This window comes from Paenibacillus sp. FSL H7-0716 (genome assembly GCF_038002705.1).
Lineage (GTDB): Bacteria > Bacillota > Bacilli > Paenibacillales > Paenibacillaceae > Paenibacillus_AQ > Paenibacillus_AQ odorifer.
On record NZ_JBBODA010000001.1, the window covers coordinates 244,340 to 267,355 of the forward strand.

At 42.3% G+C, this 23,016-nt stretch carries 16 protein-coding genes and 1 pseudogene; 13 read left to right on the forward strand and 4 right to left on the reverse strand.

Translation table 11 applies throughout. The annotated features are described in order from the left end of the window. Positions 1 to 78: 78 nt before the first annotated feature. Positions 79 to 3,558, reverse strand: coding sequence for a glycoside hydrolase family 2 (locus MHH60_RS01210; protein WP_076133383.1), 3,480 nt, complete (start codon positions 3,556 to 3,558; stop codon positions 79 to 81). Between the two features lie 471 nt (positions 3,559 to 4,029). Between MHH60_RS01210 and spoVB the strand changes: the two genes are divergently transcribed. Then, positions 4,030 to 5,586 carry a stage V sporulation protein B gene (gene spoVB, locus MHH60_RS01215; protein ID WP_076133380.1) on the forward strand — a complete coding sequence of 519 codons (1,557 nt, stop codon included), beginning with the start codon at positions 4,030 to 4,032 and terminating at the stop codon, positions 5,584 to 5,586. Positions 5,587 to 6,673: 1,087 nt separating this feature from the next. Here spoVB and shc read toward each other — a convergent pair. Continuing rightward, on the reverse strand, positions 6,674 to 8,566 hold the full coding sequence (shc, locus tag MHH60_RS01220; RefSeq protein ID WP_076133377.1) for a squalene--hopene cyclase: 1,893 nt from the start codon (positions 8,564 to 8,566) through the stop codon (positions 6,674 to 6,676). Between the two features lie 134 nt (positions 8,567 to 8,700). Beyond that, positions 8,701 to 9,147, reverse strand: coding sequence for an OsmC family protein (locus MHH60_RS01225; RefSeq protein WP_076133374.1), 447 nt, complete (start codon positions 9,145 to 9,147; stop codon positions 8,701 to 8,703). A 190-nt stretch (positions 9,148 to 9,337) separates the two neighbouring features. Between MHH60_RS01225 and MHH60_RS01230 the strand changes: the two genes are divergently transcribed. The 11 genes from MHH60_RS01230 to MHH60_RS01280 all read left to right on the forward strand — a co-directional run bounded on the left by MHH60_RS01230 (position 9,338) and on the right by MHH60_RS01280 (position 21,859). Continuing rightward, entirely contained in the window at positions 9,338 to 9,973 is a 636-nt protein-coding gene (locus MHH60_RS01230) for a formylglycine-generating enzyme family protein (protein WP_179088852.1), read from the forward strand. 42 nt (positions 9,974 to 10,015) lie between these two features. Next, positions 10,016 to 10,345 carry a hypothetical protein gene (locus tag MHH60_RS01235; protein ID WP_232061350.1) on the forward strand — a complete coding sequence of 110 codons (330 nt, stop codon included), beginning with the start codon at positions 10,016 to 10,018 and terminating at the stop codon, positions 10,343 to 10,345. A gap of 219 nt (positions 10,346 to 10,564) precedes the next feature. Beyond that, positions 10,565 to 11,920, forward strand: coding sequence for an ABC transporter substrate-binding protein (locus MHH60_RS01240; protein WP_076133368.1), 1,356 nt, complete (start codon positions 10,565 to 10,567; stop codon positions 11,918 to 11,920). A gap of 58 nt (positions 11,921 to 11,978) precedes the next feature. Next, a complete protein-coding gene (locus tag MHH60_RS01245) occupies positions 11,979 to 12,878 on the forward strand; it encodes a carbohydrate ABC transporter permease (protein ID WP_076133366.1) in 900 nt (299 codons plus the stop codon). Continuing rightward, positions 12,878 to 13,717: a carbohydrate ABC transporter permease gene (locus MHH60_RS01250; RefSeq protein ID WP_076125690.1), complete on the forward strand. Its 840-nt coding sequence runs from the start codon at positions 12,878 to 12,880 to the stop codon at positions 13,715 to 13,717. The genes MHH60_RS01245 and MHH60_RS01250 overlap by 1 nt, the downstream gene beginning before the upstream one ends. A 104-nt stretch (positions 13,718 to 13,821) precedes the next feature. Beyond that, positions 13,822 to 15,588: a cache domain-containing sensor histidine kinase gene (locus tag MHH60_RS01255; protein WP_076133363.1), complete on the forward strand. Its 1,767-nt coding sequence runs from the start codon at positions 13,822 to 13,824 to the stop codon at positions 15,586 to 15,588. Further along, the gene (locus tag MHH60_RS01260) at positions 15,578 to 17,182 is read left to right on the forward strand and encodes a response regulator (RefSeq protein ID WP_076133361.1); all 1,605 of its coding nucleotides are present in this window, start codon (positions 15,578 to 15,580) and stop codon (positions 17,180 to 17,182) included. The genes MHH60_RS01255 and MHH60_RS01260 overlap by 11 nt, the downstream gene beginning before the upstream one ends. Positions 17,183 to 17,384: 202 nt before the next feature. Further along, entirely contained in the window at positions 17,385 to 17,777 is a 393-nt protein-coding gene (locus MHH60_RS01265; RefSeq protein ID WP_081388835.1) for a hypothetical protein, read from the forward strand. Then, entirely contained in the window at positions 17,764 to 18,249 is a 486-nt protein-coding gene (locus tag MHH60_RS01270) for a nitroreductase family protein (protein ID WP_076133356.1), read from the forward strand. The genes MHH60_RS01265 and MHH60_RS01270 overlap by 14 nt, the downstream gene beginning before the upstream one ends. 18 nt (positions 18,250 to 18,267) lie before the next feature. Beyond that, positions 18,268 to 20,007: an ABC transporter ATP-binding protein gene (locus tag MHH60_RS01275; protein ID WP_076133354.1), complete on the forward strand. Its 1,740-nt coding sequence runs from the start codon at positions 18,268 to 18,270 to the stop codon at positions 20,005 to 20,007. Beyond that, a complete protein-coding gene (locus MHH60_RS01280) occupies positions 19,994 to 21,859 on the forward strand; it encodes an ABC transporter ATP-binding protein (RefSeq protein ID WP_081388834.1) in 1,866 nt (621 codons plus the stop codon). Before MHH60_RS01275 ends, MHH60_RS01280 begins: the two co-directional genes overlap by 14 nt. 317 nt (positions 21,860 to 22,176) lie before the next feature. Here MHH60_RS01280 and MHH60_RS01285 read toward each other — a convergent pair. After that, positions 22,177 to 22,716 (reverse strand): annotated as a pseudogene (locus tag MHH60_RS01285) (TetR/AcrR family transcriptional regulator). Positions 22,717 to 22,783: 67 nt separating this feature from the next. On the opposite strand from MHH60_RS01285, the gene MHH60_RS33185 reads away from it, so the two are divergent. Next, positions 22,784 to 22,957 (forward strand): dihydrofolate reductase family protein, encoded by a 174-nt coding sequence (locus MHH60_RS33185; protein WP_081388833.1) that lies wholly within the window; start codon positions 22,784 to 22,786, stop codon positions 22,955 to 22,957. Positions 22,958 to 23,016: the final 59 nt, after the last annotated feature.

The window sequence follows — 23,016 nt, forward strand, 5'->3', positions numbered from 1 at the left end:
TAAGTTAAAGGAAAAACCCTGTGCTAATGCGCAGGGTTTTTCCTTTTGCTAATCGATTAGTTTAGAGTTGAAACTACCTTATTCTGCTTGGAATTGGAACCACTTAAAGTCAAACTGGCTTCCTGGTAGAAATATAAAGGTGACGGTTTGCAGACCGGTTACGCGCTCCAACACAAATTCTCTTTCGCAATAATCACTTGACTGTGTAAACTCCACAAGCTGTCTCTTTTCACCCTCTGGTCCGCTAAATAGAATATGAAGAGTATTTTTATCGATAGGCGAATGCCCGCATAAAGTTAGTTTAGTGCTTCCAGTATCACCGAAGTCCATATCTTTAAAGATGAGAGAGACGTTGTTACCAATATTTTTGATTTGTCCATCTGCCAGCGTAAAGGAATCCCCATAAATCTGATTGTATTCCAGAACGTTAAGTTGTTCGTACGCTTTTAAAGGTTTGTTAAACTGAAAGCCCTTGAGATGAATCTTTTTATGAAGAACAAAACAAAGGGTGGTGACACCTTTTATTCGCTCAGGTAATGAGTAGGTTTCCTCTTGATATACATTCCATATGGAAGGTTTTTGATAGGTTACCTGTGTCAGCAGAGCTGCGTTTGGAGCATCCGGAGTACCTTTCCAGATATCAATCGTATAATTATCGTTATCTAGCGCGAAGATAGGAAGGGTAAGTTCAGTAGCTCCATAATCACCGAAATCGATGTTGTCGAAACAGATCCAGCTTTCTCCTTCTCTTGCAGTAGCCACTCCGCGTTCATTCCCATTTGTTAAGTTCCGGCTCGTATTGCTATGATAACCAGCGGAAACAAACTCATAAGGATTCAAAAAGGCAGCTCCCAAATCTCGAATATGGAATTCCATAAGCGAGTACAGGCGCACTTGATCTGCACCGTTTTTCGTTGCACACCGTACATAGACGTCTCCGTCTCCCAAAGCCGATATTACTGCTTCATGCCCATTTGCCTCAAGAACGGCTATATTGGCGTCAATGCCGGCAGCATTCGTAACTCGCCATTCAATTTCCTGGTAGGTTGCGTTCTCTGGATGAATTTGCACACGAACCGGAAGTGCTCGGGTGTCCTTCGTTAGTTGATTTCCTTGTGGGCATATGATTTCCAGCTTGCGAACGGGAATTTCATCTGATAAATAGTCTTGGGATAACTCGCTCACATCCGATAGTGATTGTGACGAATGCTGATAAAGTACAAGCTCTTCGTCCTTAGAATGATCTAGCTCTCGTGCTTCGGAAGTCAGTGTAAGCTCAGCAGACTGTAAGCCATGGGAAGATGCACGTACAACGATTGTACCTGGCTCCAATGAAGAGGCAATGACCGCAAGCAATTTGCCGCTGAACATCCGGCGACTTGTTCCTTTATATGAATCGTAGTCAGTGCTGTCACCATTATCTAAACCAACAAGACGCCCCGGCCCTTCTACAGAGATTTGAATACGATTATTGGCATTTTCCACGGGACGTCCTTCTTGATCGAGGGTTGAGATCTCAACAAATACCAAGTCCGATCCGTCAGCAGTGATCTGTGCCTTATCAGGATTCATGACCACAGTGGCCGAATCTCCGAAAGAAGTTACCGTATCTTCAGCGATCTGTACTCCGTGTTCATCATAAGCGACTGCTCGCAGAGTACCTTCGCTATAGGGGAGCTGCCATTCCCCAAGCAGCTTTTTACCATGTTTATGGTCAATGTTAACCGTGCCCATGGATTGATCATTAAAGAACAATTCGATTTGTGGTGCGTTGGAGCATACTCGCACATCAATAAGCTGCCCTTCAGAGAAATCCCAGTACGGAAAAATATGAATCATCGGGGCGACCTTGTAATCCGTCCATTCTGCTTGATAAATATAATAGGAATCCTTTTTGAATCCTGCGGTATCCAGTTGACCGAAATACGAGTTTTTAGTGAAGTACGGGGTTGGCTCCCCGATATAGTCAAATCCAGTCCAAATAAATTGTCCCGGTGAGTAGGTCGCATCACGATCTGCGATAATGCAGGCTTCTGTGTTTTTGGCACCCCAGCTAGTAGAACTGTTCCCTAAGGCTGAGCATTGTTCATCATCATCAGACAATACAGACTGAGCAAAAGGGAAGTGGTAGATGCCTCTGCTCTGTACAGTAGACGAAGTTTCACTACCATAAATAATCCAGTCGGGATGTTCCTCATGATGCTGGTCATAGTATTTTTCGGCATAGTTATATCCTGCGAACTTCACTAGATCTGCGCATTTCTGTGCATTCTCCCATGGCATATAGTTGGAACCGATAGTAACTACTGCATTACCTTTAGGGTCATGAACCTGCACCAGATCACGTAATTCTATGGTTAACTCTTGGCCGCGTTCATCGGCATGGGTGTCGTATATTTCATTTCCGATACTCCACATGAGCATGGAGGGACGATTTCTATCCCGGCGTACCCAACTGGCAATATCTTGTTTCCACCAATCCGGATAAAATCTGGCGTAGTCAAAAGGAGTTTTACTCCGTTCCCACATATCGAATGCTTCGGAAACTATGAGCATGCCCATTTCATCCGCTAGTTCCATCAGTTCAACGGCTGGCATATTGTGGGCCGTACGAATAGCGTTTACGCCCATCTCCTGCAAGAGGATAATCTGTCTTTTTAGAGCTACCTTATTCACCGCAGCCCCCAAACATCCCAAATCATGATGTTGGCATACGCCATGAATCTTCACCTTTCGGCCATTCAAAAAGAAACCTTGTTGGCTGTCAAACTCCATCGTACGGAATCCGAAGGTTTGGATTTCTTCTTCAATTACTTGATCATTCTCCAGCAGCTCCGTTTTTAGGGAATAGCAGTAAGGCTGGTTAATATCCCAGAGCATTGGATTATTGACGGATAAGAGGGCAGAGCTGGATACAGCAGGCCCGACTTGTACTGGACTTTCATTTTCTGCATGAGAGATACAGATACCTGAAGCATCCAGTATACTGTGACGAATTATGTAGTGCTTTGCGGGTTGTAATAGATCATTGCACAATACTTCGGTATCTACCTCAACATTCCAGGAATCCTCTTTTTTATGAGTAGAGATATAAATACCATCAGGCACAATATGTGTCCCTGGATACGTCTTCAGCCATACACTCCGATAGATGCCCGCACCGGAATACCAGCGTGAGTTAGGAGACTCATGAACCACTTGAACATAGATTTCGTTGATACCTTCAATAATGTATGGCGTGATATCTAATTCAAAGGTGGAGTATCCATTTTTCCAGACGCCTGCGATATGGCCGTTCACATAGAGAGTGGAGTCCATGTATACGCCTTCAAAACGAAGCGAGACACGACTATTTGGCACTTTCTCATCTATAACTATGCTTTTACGGTACCAGCCTTCTCCGCTTTCATATAGATTATGTGTATCAAAAATTAGCCAGTCATGGGGTAAGGTTACGTCGATCCACTCCAAATCAGCTGCTATCACCGATTCTAAAGTAGACTTAAGCGGCTGTTTGCTGAATAACCAGTCATTATTTAATCTTGTTTTCTGACTCATGAATGAAGTTCTCCTTTATCTTTGGAAAATTTAGAAGTGGTTATTAACGATGTGAATGATTTCCGTAAAGCCTTTTGTATTCTTTTTTATCATATCAAAGATTTTGCAAAAAGACATTCACGAAGAAGAGTGAAAAAACTGTAATAACAAAGCTTTTGAAATCGCATTCAAAATGATAACATGCCATTGGTAAATTATCTATTTATTTCTTAATATATCTTTTATTGAGGTGGCTGAAATTTATACAAAAACAGTACTAATGAACGATGCAAAGAAGTATCTCTGATCTATGAAAAATGTTTTTGCTTCAGAAGCTAATGAAAGTGAGGAAAATTGCCTGGTATACCAACTAAAATGTGTTGAGCTTATCGCTGATTAAATACTTTACAAATACTTGTCTGCATGTACTTGTGTTTGTTCGAATAAGTTAGAAAGAAGGACAGGACAAACCATAGGTGGAGATGCGTATAAATGGGGATGCGTAAACAAAGTTTTATTCGTGGCACGTTCATATTAACCGTGTCGTCATTTTTCACAAAAGGGCTTGGTTTTTTGAACGGAGTCTTGTTGGCACGTTTTTTGGGAGCAGAGGGAGTAGGGCTGCTTATGATTGCTCATCCACTGCTTCCCTTATTTATTACGCTGACAGAGCTGGGACTTCCTGTTGCGATTTCAAAGCTTGTATCGGAAGCTGAGGTTAATCAGGATGAAGCGCGGGTAAAGCGTATTCTCAAAGTATCCTTAAGCATTACGGGTACGTTGAGTATTATATTAACTTTAGTGGCTCTATTTGGCTCCAAATGGATCGCATCAATTTTTTTAGCCGATCAGCGGGCGTATTATGCAATGGTTGCTATTACGCCGATCATTCCAATTATTGCGATGTCTGCTGTACTGAAAGGTTATTTCCGTGGAAAACAGAACATGAACCCACTTGCCTTTTCCGATATTATTGAGAATCTGGCGCAAATCATTGTCATTATCGGTGTGGTCAACGTTTTGTTGCCCTACGGTATTGCTTATGCAGCTGCTGGCGCAATGGCTGCCTCCGTTGTTGGGGAAGGTTTTGGTTTGCTCTACTTGTTTGCGGTTTTCAAATGGGCTAATCGAGGTAAGATCAAAACCTCTCCACCACCAACGTCAAGAATTTCACTTAAAGGAGATAGTACGTTAAGAGATTTGCTGCGCATCGGCTTACCGATGACAGGCAGCGGTTTTATTCATTCGCTCTATCATGCCTTTCTACCACTGCTGATTACGAAAAGTCTAGTACTATTTGGTGTAGGTGTTGAGATGGCAACCAAGCAATTCGGACTTCTGGCGGGTTATGCTCTTCCCATGTTGTTTCTCCCCAGCTTCTTCACACAATCGCTGTCGACTGCATTAATTCCGGCGATCAGCGAAGCAAGTGTGAGCAACAATAGCAAGCTTATGCATAGTCGGATGGATATGGCTATGCGATCCGCGCTTATAGTAGGTTTCCCATGTACAATCATCCTGTACTTATGGGCTGTACCCTTAACAACTTTGATCTATCATTCGTCAGAAGCGGGCGAGCTGCTAAGGTTAATTGCACCCTTATTTTTTCTTTATTATTTCGGAGCGCCGCTGCAAGCGATTTTACTTGGTTTGGGGAAAGCATCAACTGTTATGTGGAATCATATTCTTACGAATATTTTCGAAGTGATTGCGATCTTTGTTCTAGGTTCTAATATTGGAATCGAAGGGGTGGCCATGGGTTTCGGACTGGGGCTCTTGCTGCTGACACTGTTGAATTTTTTATCCGTGGCAGGAACGATCGGGTTTTATTTTGACTTTCGTATTGTATTCAAGGTGGGAGCAGGAGGAATTGTCATGGTGCTTAGCGGGTTGGCGGCTCACGGAATTCTGGAACGATTGCACCTGGGGCAGATCATTGAACTGTTCGGAGCGTTGCTCGTTTCGTTAATTACCTATGCAGCAACATTGCAGGTAACCCATGCGTGGGAAAGGGCACCGAAACCACCAACGATTACACCTGTTTCTTGAAAGGGAATATTTCTGATATTCCGGTACCGTGCTCCAAAAAGTAAACTGAGTAATGATGCAACCCTCTGTGTACCCGTATGGAGGCGGATGAAGGTAATGGATGGGGAGCAGCGAGGTGTTTAACTGTATTTTGTGCAGCTATAATCGTTCAAAATAGTTGTGCATCAAAAATAGCTGTATTTCATACATCTATTCTCATGAGATTAAGGCTTCTAGGTGATTTCTCTTGATTTTAATTGTATAGAATGCAGTTAAAGTCGAAGTTATTCCCTAGCAATATGGATTAAGTGTATAAAATGCAGTTATTTCATTAGATTGCTTGAAAATCTTGCGCTACAAATATACGGAGTGGGGATATTAGAAGTTACAGTCATAATTTGCTCAGGCAAAACGCCGCTGATCCAAAATATCAGGCAGCGATCCTTGATTATCGGAGATCGCTGCCTGATTGACTATGTGTTAACTACGCTCAATTGACTCAAAGCAAAAATGGAGTCTATCTCATTAGTAATTTAAGTAATTCCTATAGGGCTGATCCAAATGGCAAGTTGGATTGATTAGGTAACATTTTGCGCACACGTATTTGCTATCGGACTCAGCTGACCTTAAGAGCAGATTTAGCTTACATTTGGAATTTTAATGGACCCCATCGCAGTTATTACTATGAAAAACATCTAAAATGACTCTCTTTTTAAGGAATAGTTGCACTGGAGTCCGTAATCTAACTCAAAAGCCTACAAACAAGCAAATAGCGTCTTCTGGGTCCGAAAATCTCTACGCTTGATCAAGACTGGGTGATTTAGAGGTAGGTGCAACGGACAAAACATTCAACCTTAGTTCATAACAGCAGAGCAACGATTCTCCTATAACGGATGATTGCGCTCTGGTGCTTTTTACTGATAGAAAAAGAAAGTGGTCTTTATGGAAAGAAAACATGTAGTTTAGTTTGAACAGATGAATACGTACTGGAGCAAGTTATTAAGAACAGTTTGTCGTAAAGGACGGCATAGGGCGCGATTCAAGCTTTTACGAGACAGTTAAGAAGTGGAACAGGACAACGCAAGATATTACCGAGTATTACCGAGTATTATCCTTGACCGTATTTTTTTCTGTAATGACTCAGTGTGAGTAGTGGCCAGATATAGCGATAACTATGATAATTGGAATAAAAATTACCGGGAAGACCAGCACCAGTGGGATAAGAAGTTTTCCAATCCTCTTCATGAATAGACGTGATTAGTCTTTGAATTCCTTTTTCCACCGCAGCTGTTGGTTCTGGCTGAACGGCGATAATCGCATCAAGTGCCCAGGCGGTTTGTGAAGGTGTGCTTTCTCCTAAAGGAACATATTGTAGAAGCCGGTCGCTGTGACAAGACTCCCCCCAACCGCCGTCCGAGTTCTGAATGCTTAGGAGCCACTTTACTCCTTTTTGCAATGTATCATGATTTATAGGGAGCCCAACAGCCTGCAGGCCTGTTAATGATGCCCAAGTGCCATAAATATAACAAACACCCCATCTTCCGTACCACGAACCATCCTTCTCCTGATGTTGAATCAGCCATTTCGTACCCCGTTTAATGAACTCGTGTTGTGTATTTAAACCAGCGAAGTTTCCGAGAAACTCCAAAGTTCGTCCGGTAAGATCTGCTTCCGAAGGATCAATGGCTGCAGATTTAGCACCATCGATAGCGAGCCATGTGAGCATTTCTTTATTGGTGTTTTTTTCGAATGCCGGCCAGCCACCGTCGTTATTTTGCATCGTTAGGACCCAATTCAGTCCGCGATTCCATGATTCCAAATATGAAGGATGAATTGTTGACACGCTTCGGATGGCTCGCAAGGCTGCCGTTGTATCATCTACGTCCGGATTGATTGTATTAGACTCAGAGAATCCCCATCCACCGGGAACTGTGTCCGGATTATGGATGCTCCAATCAGCAGTTTTATGATGCTGTTTATCCAGAAGATAAGATGCAGCGTGCTTTATTCCTTTGTGATCAACCGGAATATGAGCCTCTTGTAAAGCATAGGAGATTAACGCTGTATCCCATATTGTAGATGGAGAGTTTTGAATTGTAATATTATGATTTGATTGGCATTGCAGTGCGGTGAGACCTTGAATGGCCTGTGTAATTATTGGATGCTGCCGATCATAATCGAGAGCAAGCAGGGCAAAAACCATAAGAATTGTACTGCTGGCATAGCTGTAAAAAGTACCGTCGGATTCGATTCGCTGAAGTATATATTGCTCTGCTTTGTTTTTGGCAGCTTCATGTATGTAGTGTGGACTCCCGAGTAATCTGCTCAAACCCATTTGAATAACGTCCTGCATCTCCTGGTATCCACGGGTAGGCGATTCATCTGCATCCAACCGTGTCTCCATAAGATCTGACAGATCAGGAGCATGGGCTGTAGTGACCGAAAATCGCCGATCGGCCATAATGAGCATAGGAGTCAGGTGTACCCTAGAGTAGCCAGAGAATTCGAAATAGTTAATAGGGAAGTAAGAGGGAAGCAAAAGCACCTCCAGTGGAATCGAAGAAATTGCTAAAGGCCACTTGCTTTGACCCGTTGCAGCGAGTATGACTCTAGTTAAGATACTTGTAACTTTACCTAATCCACCTTTAGACAGTATATAACGCTTAGCCCGCAGTATTGGCTCGTCTGTTATCTTACTGTACCCAGAGTAGAGTAGGGCATAATAAGCTTCGACTGATGTGGATAAGTTCCCAGCTTCTTCGTCCTTATATAGCTGCCAGCAACCCTCTCGCTGTTGTGCATCAAGAATGCGATCATGTAGCTGACGAATGAGCGTTTCATTCTGTAGGTTCAACACCCTAAAGAGAATGATCATATAAGCATCGATCACAATTCCGTTCTCAAAACAAAAATGCCATGAGCCGTCATCCTTCTGCTGTTGTAGCAAGAACGTTGACAAACGTTCGATTTCTTCATCTACTTTACTTAGTATATCCGTCATTTTTTGGGTTCCTCCGAAGGCATCATTTTTAACATTATATGAAGTCGGAGAACAGGACATGAGAAAGAGCTGCTTAGTCGCTTTTAAGCAACTTTGCAGCCCTTTTTGCATTCCTTCTTAGCATTATAAAACGGTTAATTTTCAATCACAATACGATTTAGCTTGAGATTAACAGGAGCAGCAATGGTGTCACCTACAGGGCATTTGCTCTCCAGAAATTGTACGAACTGTTCGACCTTCTCAGCAGGGGATGGAGTCTTTATGTAGAATGTATACCGAATATCGGAATAGCCAGGACGTACTTCAGAGCGGTTGAAGAATCCGTCGAGATCCAAGTCACCCTCCACATCTACTCTGAAATCTTCAAGCTCCACCTCAAATTTAGAGGCGTAGACCCGAGCTACAATGGATTGGCAGGCACCCAAAGAAGCGAGCAAAGCTTCAACAGGATTCATTCCTGTATCTGTCCCCCCTAGACTTGCTGGTTCGTCGATGACCAGCTCGAATTGTCTTACATTAGTAACGACCTTAACGCCGTCTTGCAAATGAGCAGTTGCTTTGAAAGTTTGAACATTTGGCATGTGTTTACACTCCTTCTTGTGGACAAACCAAGTATGATTTAATGTTTCTTATTTTTTTATAATTCATAGTATCTTACTAGGAATTGTATAGATTATAGTTCTATTCTGTATACCCGTCAATACATGATTAAAATATTGTTAGGAGGCAGATAGAGTGTCAATCAAAATTAAGAGTGATTTGGACTATCCAATGGTTGCAATTCCAGGGGGAGAAATAGAATTAAGAGACGATCGGATAAAGCGTAAATGGAAAGCAGAAATAAAACCATTTCTTCTTGCACCCTATCCTGTAACTGTGGATCTATTCAATGCTATAATTAATAACTCATCTCATGGAGATCTAAAACCTGTTGTGAATATTTCATGGTTTGAAGCCATCTCTTTTTGCAATCTGCTTTCCCAGAAAGCTGGATTGATAGAAGCTTATGCTATAGGTGAAGATGGTGAGCACATTATTTGGGATAGGGAATCTGACGGCTATCGACTTTCAACAGAAGCAGAGTGGCAATATGCATGTAAAGCAGGAACTTCCGGTTATCAATATGGAGTATTGGATAATATCGCTTGGTATAATCAAAATTCAGGTGGCGAACTCCATGAAATTGGACAAAAGGAACCCAATGCATGGGGACTTTATGATATGTTAGGAAATGTATGGGAATGGTGCTGGGATTTATATGATGAAGAAGTGTATGGCTCCTATCGAATTTTTCGCGGAGGCAGCTGGGCAGAAGAGGACAGAGGATGTGGAGCCACATGCCGCCGTCGTAGTCATCCAACATTTAGCGTAGATGATCTTGGCTTCCGTCTCGCCCGGTCTTATTAACGGGTTATGGATTTGTAAGTGGAATTAGAGGAGGGAATAATTATGTGCGAAGGGCACATAGATAAGCACGGTTATAACGAGCATCGAGAATACGGAGAGCATGGAGAAATGAATATAAATGGAGTCAAGGAGGGTTCGGAGCATTCTCACAAAAGCGCTCAGACCTTTCGTCGTGCTAGGGCTATCGCATTTTTGGACAAGCTAATGATTAATCGTTCAGCATTGCAGCAGCAGCTAAAAGAGTCAGAGATTGAAACGACAAAACAAGTCATTAGTGGTGAACTAAAAGCTACGGAAGCGATCATCGATGAGTTCATACATATGTTTCAGATTCATGAGATAACTTCTGATAATAGAGAAGATAGAACCTAAGCCACTCAGGTATATAGAGGTGTTCATTCCCTAAGTTTTGATATGAATGAAAAAAAAGACTTCTGAAGCAATCAGAGGTCTTCTTTGTGTGTAGCTAATAAAGAAAAATATCTAATGTAAAGAGAATACATCATTAAGTAAAACGCTTTCATGTTCACTCGATAAATTGATTTATATAATTAGTCCTGTAAGTAATATAAAAATGGGGGGCGAAAAAGAATGAAAAAAGTCAACAAAAAAAGGATGAACCTAACTCTAACAGTGTTGATGGCTATGTCCATGCTTATCACTGCTTGTGGTGGGAACAACGGGAATAACGTGAATTCTGAGGCTAATGCAAACTCAGGCAATACGGGAAAAACACCTGCGGCGGAAGAGAAGCTCAAGATTACCATGTGGTCCCAATTCGCGGATCCAAATTCTAAAGACGGAGGGTTTGTTGGTTTTTATAAAGCACTTGAGGCAACCAAGGCTAAATTCCCTAATGTAGAAATCGAGCATGTGGGTGTTGGGGGCGAATCTTATAAAACAAAAGTGAAAGCGGCTTCAGCAGCCAATGAACTGCCCGACATTTTTTACACCTGGGGTGGCGGATTCTCTGAGCCATTTATAGCGGGGAACCGGATTTTGTCCATTGATGATCTCGCAAAGGATGGAACACTGGACCAAATCGTACCAGGTACGACAGACAATTTCATCTTCGATAGCAAGCTTTACGGCCTGCCGATCAATATAGCTACTGCTCAAATGTACGTCAATAAAGAACTATTCGAGCAAGCAGGAGCGAAAATTCCGGAAACATGGGATGAGCTTGTTGCTGCGATTGAAGCACTAAAAGCAAAAGGCATTCAGCCGATTGCACTTGGAGCTAAAGACAGATGGCCAGCAATGCAATGGAACGCGATTCTAGCCATCCGGATGGCAGGCGTGGATGCTGTAAATGCCGCTTTAACGAAAACAGGATCATTCGATACACCTGAATTCACAGAAGCTGCTGCGAAATACAAACAATTGATTGATGCGGACGCCTTCGGCAAACATTTTGTTGGAACTTCTTATGATGACGCGACAAATATGTTCCTATCCGGCAAAGCAGCGATGATGTTCATGGGTGCTTGGGTCAACGGACAGATTGAAGATGATAACTCTCTGGTCAAAGGTAAAGTAGTACCGATTAAATTTCCAACCATTCCAGGGGGAAAAGGAAATGCTGACGAGTGGTTCGGAGGTTCGGGTGAAACATTCGTGCTCAATGCCGATCTGAAAAACAAGGAAAGAATATGGGAAGTATACAAGTTCTTTATTGAGACCATGTCTAAAGAAGTATTCCTGGCTGGTTCAGGCTCCTCAGCATGGAAAGTTGATGTAGGTGACACTTCTCAAATGAATCCACTGGCTCTGCAAATTGGTGAGTTGTCTTCTTCAGCAACAGGTTTCTCCTACTGGTGGGATCAAATGCTGAATGGTAATGACACTGAATCTATGTTCGGATCGCTGATGAAATTCGTCGCCGGAAAAACAACACCTGAAGACTACACGAAAGAACTACAGAGCAAGGTCAATCAAGGTCAATAATCTGCGTCAGGCGGTGAGAATTGTTCGCCGCCTGTTCGATTTAAAGGTGGAGTGAAGCATGCATCAAGTATTCGGAAACAAAAAGGCTATCGCCGTATTTGTTGTTCCTGCTTTGATTTTATACATTCTTGTTGGTTTTTTCCCGATCCTTCAGTCCATGTATTACAGTCTGCTGGACTGGGACGGAATTCAACCGGCTAAATTTATCGGTTTAGCTTCTTATAAGAATTTATTTTTTACAGATACGTTCGGCATGGATTTTAATCATTCGATACTTAATACGTTGTATCTGGCAGTTCTTTCTGTTTTCATGCAACTTCCGATAGCCCTGGTGCTCGCTCTGGTTCTTGCCAGAGGGGTCTGGGGGGAAAAGCTGTATCGTACTTTGTATTTCATTCCAGTCTTGGTATCCTCCTCTGTCATCGGGGTTATGTTTCTGAAAATCTATCAGCCTGAATATGGCTTGCTGAATACGATACTCAATCAATTAGGCTTGTCCTCCTGGACACATGATTGGTTGACGGAAAGCGGAACAGCACTAATTAGTGTTATGATTCCAATCGTTTGGCAATATATCGGCTACCATATGCTGCTAATGTACGCTGCAATCAAAGGGATTCCTGAAGATTTGTACGAGGCTGCAAAAATTGACGGAGCATCAAGTATAAGAACCGCCTTCTCTATCACTATTCCACTTATTTCACCGATACTGAAGGTATGCGTCATATTTGCTGTTTTGGGATCTTTGAAGTTTTTCGATTTAGTCTTCATTATGACCAATGGCTACCCTACACCGGAAACTAGTGTTCCAAGTACATTGATGTATTCGTCGATTTTTAATCGCAATATGTATGGGTACGGCAGCGCGATGGCCGTGTTTATGGTTGTGGAATGTCTCTTTTTCTACTTAGTTCTACAAAAACTGATCAGAACCTACGATGATAAGGAGGAGAGCTAATGACAACAACACATAACCGCCGCTGGCCAAAGGTTGTTTTGCAAATTGCGTTTCTAATTTTCGCCGTTATTCAACTGTATCCGCTCGTGTGGCTTGTATTTTCCTCCTTTAAAACAAACATAGAAATTACAGGCTCAAATGTGATGGGCTTGCCTAATGAGTGGCGGTGGGCGAACTACGACTACGCACTTTTTAAGGCGAATATCGCACGTAACTTTTTGAACAGCCTTATGTATACAACGGTAACTGTCATTATTTCTGCTCTGTTATCGGCAATGGTTTCTTTTGCTGTCGCAAGAATGAAGTGGAAGCTTAATAATGTGGTGCTTACTTTCTTCATGCTGGGATTGATGATTCCCGTTCATGCTACGCTGCTACCTGTCTTTCAGATGTTAAAAATGACAAGCTTGCTGAATACGCCGTGGGCCTTAATCATTCCTTATACCGTTAGTGCACTTCCTACTACAATCTTTATCATGATTGGTTTTTTTAGAGCGCTGCCAGGGGAGTTGGAAGAAGCCAGCGTTGTAGACGGCTGCAATATTTATCAGGTTTTTTTCCGTATTATGCTTCCGCTTGTAAAGCCGGCTATCGTAACCACTTCCATCTTTACTTTTTTATCCGCTTGGAACGAACTGATGTTTGCCAATACGTTCATTAATGATCCTGACTTAGCAACAATTACCGTCGCCATCAATTCGTTTAAAAGTGCCTATGCCACAGAATTCGGACCTATGTTCGCTGGAATGGTTGTGGCTACACTACCCATGATCATTATCTACTTGTTCCTAAGTAACCAAGTCCAAAAAAGCATTATTGCCGGGGCAGTTAAGGGCTAAAGCAATGGGATAGGAATCCTTCGAAAAATGCTATACTAGTGTCGTATTGAAGTAGCTATAAATAAAAGTCCGTATTCGCTTAATTGTCGGCCAGGAGGTTACCGATGAGGTTTGCACGTATCCGATCACAAATCGTTTTTTACTACTTGGCCTTATTAGTGGTTTCCATGATTGCAAGCGGTATTATGTACCAACGAATCAATGAGAAATTCACCGAGGAAAAGGTAGGTGAGGTATCGCTTCAAACCTTAAACGCCATGAATTCCGGAATCGAATCACTTCTTGACAGCACGAATAATTATTCTAAGATGATCGTGTCGAACAATACGGTTCAGGAAATTTTGGGCAGTGATCTGGCGGGTAACGACATCGGGATTTTAACTTACAAGCTAGAGGTGGCTCTGTCAGATTTTATGCTCGCAGAGCCTTCTATCTCTTCTGTTTATCTATTCGATAATGCAGGACGTAAGTTTGCGATTGATTTGCAGTCTGCAAAACCGATCAGAACGGATGGGATCGAGTCAGCGGAATGGTACTCCGAGGCGGTCGCCTTGGACGGAAAAGCAATTTGGAGGAAAAATGCCGGAGGTATCTTCAATTTTGAGACGAAGGAACCCCAGCAGGATCCACAATATATTTCTCTGATTCGCATCGTAAACGACATGAACACTTCCAAGAAAATAGGAGTATTAGTCGTGAACATTACTGTTCAGGAACTGAAAAAAAGCTATGAACGTTCGATCAACGATAATAAACCTGATTTAATGATCGAAACTGGATATGAGACACTCCTTGATTTTACACGGCCTGAATTATCGACTTATACAAACTCTTCTATGCTTGATGTGCCGCTCGGCAGTAGCAAAATCGTAAAGATCAAAGATCATAATTATCTGATCTCTTCTCTGGTTTCAATGGATCGTGGTTGGAGGTTTACTAGCGCTCAGCCTCTGGGGGAATGGGAAAGCCCCTATCGTCAATTTAATCTGATGCTGTTAATGATTATGTTGTTTAATTTCATTTCTATATTTTTAGGTTCCGTCTGGATTTCTAGATTCATTACTACACCTATTTTACATATGCTGCGATCCATGAAAAAAGTGGAGATTGGAGATTTCAGTTTGGTTCGGTACGAGGCTAGAACTGATGAGCTGAACCAGTTGAAAGATAGGTATAACAATATGATTATGACCATTGAGCAAGCGCTGAAGCGGGAGAAAGAAGAACAGAAATTGATTCGGAAACTCGAATTGGATATTTTGCAGCAGCAAATTAAACCACATTTTTTATATAACACGTTAGAATCAGCTGGCTATTTAACTTTGTCAGGAAATAATAATGAGGCGTACCAGATTATTTCTGAGCTTGCAGCCTTCTATCGTCAGAGTCTTAGTAAGGGCAGTGATGTAGTAACGTTAAGAGAAGAAGTAGAGATCACTAAAAGTTATTTGAGTATACAAAATATTCGCTATCCAGAAATTTTCACCAGTGAAATTGATGTGCCGGAAGAAGCTAAGTATGTTCGTATACCTAAATTGACGCTTCAGCCGCTTGTAGAAAATGCGCTTTATCATGGTATTCGCCCTTTAGGGGAGTGTGGTAAGATTCGCATCCTTGCCCGAATTCAGGGGAATCGACTGAAGCTAGTCGTGGAAGATGATGGTGTGGGGATGAATGAAGACAAACGCCGGGAAATGCAAGCTGAGCCCTATGGGCAAAATGAGTCCAGTTTTGGGTTGCGCGGTACTTTGATGCGTCTGAAGCTGTACTATGGGGCGGACATGAATTGTAGTTTGGTCAGTGCACCGGGAGAAGGAACTCGGATTGAATTGGAACTACCGCTTGAGGAGGGGAATAGTCATGGAGCTTGAACTGCTCAGAGCCATTGTTGTAGATGATGAAATGAATGCGAGAAAAATTGTTCCCATCATTATAGATTGGCAAGCGGTTGGTTACAGATTCGTAGGTGAGGCCTCGAATGGAAGCGAAGCGTTAGATCTGATCGAAACCATGAAACCGGATGTAGTATTTACAGATATCAGTATGCCTTTTATGGATGGACTGGAATTAAGCCGGTTGATAAAAGAAAGGTATCCGCTAGTCAAAATTGTAATCATCACTGCACATCCCGAATTCGAATATGCAAAAAAAAGCCTGGAGATTGGAGTGCAAAATTTTATCTTGAAGCCGCTTCAAGCCGAGGAAGTACGAAGAGTTGTGGTAGATCTTCATGGGAAAATCCGGGAAGAGACAGAGCGGTGGAACGAATATCAGGAGCTGAATCGACAGTTAAAAGAAAACGCCGTTCAACTAAAAGATAAATTTCTAAATGATTTGCTTTCAGGCCTCTGGGACCCCGATCAGCTGGTTAGCCGATTCCATTACTTTTTTCCTGACTCAGCGAACAGCTTGTTTTCAATCATGCTCATTGAACTTCAAATTCCCTTAGAAGAAGGGGAGGAACAACGAATCCTGCAGTCTTTGCGTTGTAAGAGGTTTATTGATTACGCGCTTGAAGAGTATGAGGGAATTGAAGTTTTTTTTGATAACAGTCAACGGATTGTCCTTCTTAATAGAAAAGATAATCAGAATCTTACGAAGATTGGAGAGTGGCTGGCCCAATCGCTCCATGAAAAGCTTGAATATAAAGCATCCATTGGCGTAGGTAGTACCTGTACGGATTTCAATAGGATCAAAGAATCCTATAAAGAGGCGCTGGAGGCAGTTAGATATGGTAAGTTAAAGGGCAGTAACGCCATCTATTTTTTTAATGATGAAATTCATTTCGGGGGCCGATCCTGGGAAGTTAAGACGAATGAAATTGAGGAAATTTTGTTTTTTGTAAAAGCTGGTATCTTAGACAAGGCTATGCAATCCATCGAGAAAATGTTTCAGGATTTGGAGAAGTCCAAGGCTTTTTCTGTGGAAAGAGCTAGGTTGGTTTCCGCTCAATTTGTCTCCACATTAATCAATTCACTCGCTGAAATGGGAGTTAAACTAGATAATAATCTTTCTTTCGATATTTCGCCATATAAAAGGATTTTTGAGCTTGATAGCCTGCCAGAAATGCAACAGACATTGCTAGAACTCACAGAAAAGGTAACCTCTCAAGTAACCCGGGCACGAAGCAAAAAAACCAATAACATTATCCATGAAGTTAAAGACTTTATTCAACAGGAGCTGCACATTCCGGAGATGTCTTTATCCTATGTATCGAATAAATTCCACATGAATTCCAGTTACTTTAGCCGGATCTTTAAGCAGGACACAGGGGTTAGCTTTACGGAGTATCTTCTCAAGTGCAGAATGGAAAAAGCGGTGAAGCTTCTGAATGAAACGGATTGGAAAGCTTATCAAATTGCTGAGAAGGTAGGCATTAAAGATCCATTTTACTTCAGTAACTGTTTTAAAAAAGTAATGGGAGTGTCCGTTCAGGAGTATAAGAAAAATAGTTTTTCCCTATAAATCACTCCGTTGAATTTGATGATTTTTCTCTTTAAGCCCGCACTATATGCGGGTTTTTTTATTGTTTTTCCAGATATAAAGTAAGCAATAATGATGTTACAAAATGGAAAAATGATCTTGACAGAAATGGTTTATATCGTATACATTTGTATACATGAAGATCGCGTATACAAATGTATACATTGCAAAAGGAGGAAATAAAATGCGTGAAGGACATGTCGGCAAACGTGGCGGTCATAGAGAGCATGGAGAGCACAGAGATCGTGAGGGACGTGGTGAACACAGAGATCGTGGCTTTATGAAACATGGGATGACGGAATCAATGGATCAACATCCTAAAAGTGCTCAAACTTTTCGCCGTGGCAGAGCCATCGCTTTTTTAGATAAGCTTCTGGTTAACCGGGCTACATTACAGCGGCAGTTAAATCAGCCAGAGCTTGAATCGATTAAACAAGTGGTTAGCGGTGAATTAAAAGCAACGGAAGCGATCATTGAAGAGTTTAAACAAATCTTTCAGATTCATGAGATCGCTCCAGAAGATACAACATCAAATGTTAAAAAAGAGGAGTGTAAAGAAAAAGATGAAAATAATTGAGCTCATTAAAACCCGTAGAAGTACAAAACAATTCAAACAGACTCCAATTCGTGAAGAGGAGTTACTTTCATGGCTGGAGGCTGCAAGTTACGCTCCTAATCATCGTATGACCGAACCTTGGGAGCTTCTTTTCATCGGACCCAATACTAGAGCGAAATTAAAACATAAGACGGATTTTGGCAACGCACCTGTTGTTTTTGCAGTTCTGTCTAAGCCTGCCGCAACTGCGTTTGAACGCGATGAGAATGTTATGGCTGCTGCATGTTTCGTACAAAATTTCCTATTAGCTGCACATGAAGCAGGTGTAGGTACGTATTGGGCTTCGCTGGGGGCTTTGCCTCATAATCGTGAGCTTCTTACTGTTCAAGAAAATTACGATGTTATAGGGATATTTGGAATGGGGTATCCGGAGGAAGTGCCGAATGCGAAACCCAGAACACCGATTAGTTCTAAAATCACGTATTTATCTTAAACAATTGAAGGTGGCGGAATGTGGAAGCTTAAGCATTATTTGAGGCCATATTGGATTTGGTGTGTGTTGGCACCATTGCTGATGCTGGTCGAAGTGACTATGGATTTACTGCAGCCCACGCTCATGGCGAGCATTGTGGATAAGGGTGTTATGACAAAAGATTTGTCTCATATTTTCTCGACCGGACTGATCATGCTCGGTGTAGCGTTTATCGGTCTAATTGGTGGGGTGGGCTGCACTATTTTTTCGAGTATTGCTTCTCAAAACTTTGGTAATGATTTACGGATTAGCTTGTTTGAACATATTCAGAAATTTTCTAACAAGAACCTGGATCAATTGAAGACGGGCTCACTGATTACGCGGTTAACAAATGATGTGGTGCAGCTGCAAACCTTTGTGCAAATGATTTTACGGAGTATTCGATCTCCATTGCTATTAGTCGGAAGCTTGGTGATGGCGATCCGGATTAGTCCTATGCTGACCCTCATCCTAGCCGTTGCCGTGCCACTCTTGAGTTTAATCTTATATGGATTAATCCGGCTTTCTTTTCCTTTGTTTCAGAAAATGCAGGTCAAATTAGACGGTGTGAACACAGTGTTGCAGGAAAATTTATCGGGCATCCGTGTAGTCAAAGCATTCGTCCGCGCTAACCATGAACAGAAACGCTTTAATACAGCTAACAAGGATTATACAGAAATTGCGATAAAAGCGGTACGGTTAATGTCATTAAATATGCCGCTAATGATGCTTGTACTAAATGCCAGTATTGTTGCTGTACTATGGTTTGGGGGAGTGCAAAGCTGGAACGGTGGGCTGCCAGTTGGTCAGCTGATCGCTTTTATTAACTATATAACCCAATTGTTGATGTCAATGCTGATGTTAAGCAATATGTTGACCTTCTTCTCACGAGCCAAGGTTTCTGCCGATCGGGAGAATGAAGTATTCTCCACCATTAGTGAGATTACAGAAGTTGCCAACGCTAAAAAAGATGCCATACACAACGGTCGGATCGTATTTGACAATGTATCTTTTGCTTATGATCCTACGGATGAAAATCTAGTGTTAGACGGTATTAATTTCACTGCGGAGCCAGGAGAAACAGTGGCCATTCTTGGTGCCACCGGTACTGGTAAATCATCATTGGTCAGCCTCATTCCCCGGTTTTACGAAGTGTCCTCTGGATCTATCACTATTGATGGCTCCGACACTCGTATGATTGCTCTGGAAGATTTGCGTAGCAGAATCGGATATGTTATGCAGCAGGCTATTCTGTTCAGCGGTACTATCCGCGATAATATCCGATATGGCAGACCGGATGCCGCAGATGAGGATGTGGAAGAAGCAGCAATCGCCGCTGAAGCTCACAATTTCATTTTAGAACTTCCACAGGGTTACGATACAGAGCTCGGCCAGCGTGGCATTAACCTATCCGGTGGGCAAAAGCAGCGGCTTTCGATTGCACGGGCACTTTTAATTCAGCCAACAATCCTCATTATGGATGACAGCACTAGTGCGCTCGATGCAGCGACAGAGTCACGAATCCGGCAGATGTTAAAAACACGGCTGCGCAGCAGCACGAATATTTTGATAGCTCAGCGTGTCACCTCTGTAATTGATGCTGATCGTATTCTGGTATTAGAAAACGGCCGAATTGCTGTACAAGGTACACATGATGGGCTTATGAACAGCAGTGAAATATACAGAGATATTTGGAGATCACAGATGAAGGGAGAGGAGGTGCCTTATGTCAAAGCTTAATAACGGCATGAACACCACTCCTTTTAATCGATCAGGCGGATTCGGACCTGGACCTGGATCTGGGCCTGGATCTGGCCCTGGACGGGGCGGAGCTGTGCCAATCGTACGCGCTAAGAATCAAGCGGGCACACTCAAACGCATTTGGACGTATTTGAACCGCCAGCGGTTCGGGCTAATCATTGTATATGTATTTACAGTGTTGAATGCAATCCTTTCGTTGATTGGGCCTTATCTAATCGGTAAAGCGATTGATACTGCCGTAATTCCCCACGATTATCAGGGTCTTATTCGCTTTTGTCTACTCCTAATAGGTATTTATGGGCTAAGCAGTGTAGTTGCTTGGGTGCAAGCCTATGTTATGACCTCTGTTTCACAGAATACCGTGTTTGAGCTGCGTCGTGATCTGTTCAGCAAATATCAACAGCTACCGATTAAGTTTTTTGACACGCAAGCTAACGGAGAACTAATGAGCCGGGCAACAAACGACATAGAGAGCGTATCCAGTACACTTAATCAGAGTGTGACCCAGTTATTAAACAGTTTGATCACACTAAGTGGTTCACTAGTGATCATGTTAATGATGAACGTTCCGTTGACCGTAGTTTCACTGATAACGATCCCTCTTGTGTTATTGTCCAGCCGTAAAATCATAGGTTTAAGTCGAACTTATTTTAAAAATCAGCAACGCCATCTAGGTGAGCTGGGTGGATTTATCGAAGAAACCATCAGCGGACAAAAAGTGGTCAAACAATACAGCAGGGAAGAGACAGAAGTGAAACGGTTCCGCAAAATCAGCGGAGAGTTGAATAAAGTCGGCATTAAGGCACAAATTGTATCCGGATTAGTGGGACCGGTCATGAATATGATTAATAACCTTGGATTTGCAATCATTGCCGGGGTGGGCGCTTGGATGGCTTTTCATAACATGGCTACGGTTGGCGTAATCGTTAGCTTCCTTACGTATTCCAAACAGTTCGGACGACCGATCTCCGATCTTGCTAACCAGTACAATCTAATTCAGTCGGCAATTGCTGGTGCGGAGCGTGTGTTTGAAGTAATGGATATGCCATCCGAATATGGTGACGGTGATGAACAAAGTGACGATCTGCCTAGGTTAAAAGGGAACGTTGTTTTCAAAGACGTTTCATTTGCTTACAAGCCGGATTCACCAATTCTGAGTGGGGTTACGTTTGAAGCAAAACCCGGAGAAAAAATTGCACTTGTTGGCCCAACAGGTGCTGGAAAAACGACCATTGTTAACTTGCTGATCAGATTCTATGATTTGAGCAGCGGCTCCATATTCATTGATGGGCGCGAGATTGGAGAGCTAGATAAAAATGCACTTCGTAGTCAATTGGGAATGGTATTGCAAGACGCACATGTATTCTCGGGAACGATTCGGGAAAATATTCGCTTTGGCCGTCTTGATGCGACAGACCAAGAGGTAGAGGAAGCGGCAAGTTTGGCCAATGCAGATGCCTTTATCAATAGACTTCCGCATGGATATGAGACTATTCTCCATGCGGAAGGCAGTAATTTGAGCCACGGCCAGCGTCAGCTTTTAACGATTGCCCGCGCCATTCTAGCTGATCCAGCTATTTTGATCCTAGATGAGGCAACCAGCAGTGTGGATACGCGTACGGAAATGCATATTCAACAGGCGATGGAAAAGCTAATGAAGGGACGAACAAGCTTTGTGATCGCTCATAGGCTTAGTACCATTCAGGATGCTGATCGTATACTCGTTATTCAGGGTGGCGGAATTGCCGAGCAAGGCAGTCATAAAGAGCTTCTTGCGCTGCAAGGTGTTTATTACGAGCTGTACAATACCCAGTTCAAACGTGCGATTTAAAAGAATCATTTACTTGAACCGATAACATTTGTAAGTAGATGCTTTTATCGGACTCATCTGACCGTAAAGGCGAGATTTTCTGATTTTCAGAAGATTAAAGGACCCCACTGCAGCTATTTGGTGTGAAAAACACCAAATATAAGTCACTTTCTAAGGAATAACGTCCTTGAGGTCCGAAGCCCTGCTTCAAGAGCCGAAAACTACCAAATAACGTCATCTGGGTCCGAAGTCCTTAAAAAATGTGTAATCTATTGCGTAATGAATGCCCGATAAAAAAGAGCGACGATTCACCTATTATAGGAGAATCGCCGCTTTTTTTATAAATTCCTCTCTAATAATGTTCCGAGTTGTTCAGCCAAGACTTGATAGGTCACAGGTCTTTCATTCTTGAACCACCATTCCACTACCCCTGCATAAGCCGATGCAACAAAACTAATAATAACCTCTTCATTTAATTCTTGGTTTATTCCTGCGGTGACATTTACTTCATGCCGAAACTCATCGAGAAGAAAGTTTAAGAAACGATTTCGAAAATAAGGAGCAACTTACCTCGCTAACATCATAGAGAAGAAAGAATAATTTCTATCGAAGTATTCCGTCCAGATCAGCGTTGTCTCGATAAAATCCAATTCAGACGCGGATTCACAAAGTGATCTTAAGACCTCTATATGTTCCTCTATATGTTCCTCTATAAGCTAATCTAACAAATTATATTTATCCAGATAATGAAGGTGGATCGTTCCGCGGCTTACATTTGCTGTGTCGGAAAGATCCTGTATGGTAATGTCGTCAAAATATTTCTCAGACGCTAGTTCAATAACAGCCTTTTTAAGCGCATCTTGAGTTTTGAATTTCAGAAGGAAGTCACAATAGAACAGAGGATCATATCATTGAAGTACTCATTTATTTCCAATCGATGGATTGATGCTGGAGGGTGGGGGCGTTTTAAATGGCTCTTTCCTGAATGAAGATTTAATTGATGAGTTGAGCTTGGTTATAGTTCCCATCGCTGATGGTGCCTCTAATTCTGTGACCTTATATGAAATGGATGCATCTATGAAACTGCAGCCCCCAGCAAATTTCAGCTTAAAAGTGTAAAAAAACTTGCGAATGATAGGCTGTGGTTGAAGTATGTAACACAGCGTGATTAAATCTAT

Bases quoted from the DNA above. Each gene is read 5' to 3' on its own strand.
- MHH60_RS01210 (WP_076133383.1), bottom strand. From the start codon at position 3,558: ATGAGTCAGAAAACAAGATTAAATAATGACTGGTTATTCAGCAAACAG.
- spoVB (WP_076133380.1), top strand. From the start codon at position 4,030: ATGGGGATGCGTAAACAAAGTTTTATTCGTGGCACGTTCATATTAACC.
- shc (WP_076133377.1), bottom strand. From the start codon at position 8,566: ATGACGGATATACTAAGTAAAGTAGATGAAGAAATCGAACGTTTGTCA.
- MHH60_RS01225 (WP_076133374.1), bottom strand. From the start codon at position 9,147: ATGCCAAATGTTCAAACTTTCAAAGCAACTGCTCATTTGCAAGACGGC.
- MHH60_RS01230 (WP_179088852.1), top strand. From the start codon at position 9,338: ATGGTTGCAATTCCAGGGGGAGAAATAGAATTAAGAGACGATCGGATA.
- MHH60_RS01235 (WP_232061350.1), top strand. From the start codon at position 10,016: ATGTGCGAAGGGCACATAGATAAGCACGGTTATAACGAGCATCGAGAA.
- MHH60_RS01240 (WP_076133368.1), top strand. From the start codon at position 10,565: ATGAAAAAAGTCAACAAAAAAAGGATGAACCTAACTCTAACAGTGTTG.
- MHH60_RS01245 (WP_076133366.1), top strand. From the start codon at position 11,979: ATGCATCAAGTATTCGGAAACAAAAAGGCTATCGCCGTATTTGTTGTT.
- MHH60_RS01250 (WP_076125690.1), top strand. From the start codon at position 12,878: ATGACAACAACACATAACCGCCGCTGGCCAAAGGTTGTTTTGCAAATT.
- MHH60_RS01255 (WP_076133363.1), top strand. From the start codon at position 13,822: ATGAGGTTTGCACGTATCCGATCACAAATCGTTTTTTACTACTTGGCC.
- MHH60_RS01260 (WP_076133361.1), top strand. From the start codon at position 15,578: ATGGAGCTTGAACTGCTCAGAGCCATTGTTGTAGATGATGAAATGAAT.
- MHH60_RS01265 (WP_081388835.1), top strand. From the start codon at position 17,385: ATGCGTGAAGGACATGTCGGCAAACGTGGCGGTCATAGAGAGCATGGA.
- MHH60_RS01270 (WP_076133356.1), top strand. From the start codon at position 17,764: ATGAAAATAATTGAGCTCATTAAAACCCGTAGAAGTACAAAACAATTC.
- MHH60_RS01275 (WP_076133354.1), top strand. From the start codon at position 18,268: ATGTGGAAGCTTAAGCATTATTTGAGGCCATATTGGATTTGGTGTGTG.
- MHH60_RS01280 (WP_081388834.1), top strand. From the start codon at position 19,994: ATGTCAAAGCTTAATAACGGCATGAACACCACTCCTTTTAATCGATCA.
- MHH60_RS33185 (WP_081388833.1), top strand. From the start codon at position 22,784: ATGCTGGAGGGTGGGGGCGTTTTAAATGGCTCTTTCCTGAATGAAGAT.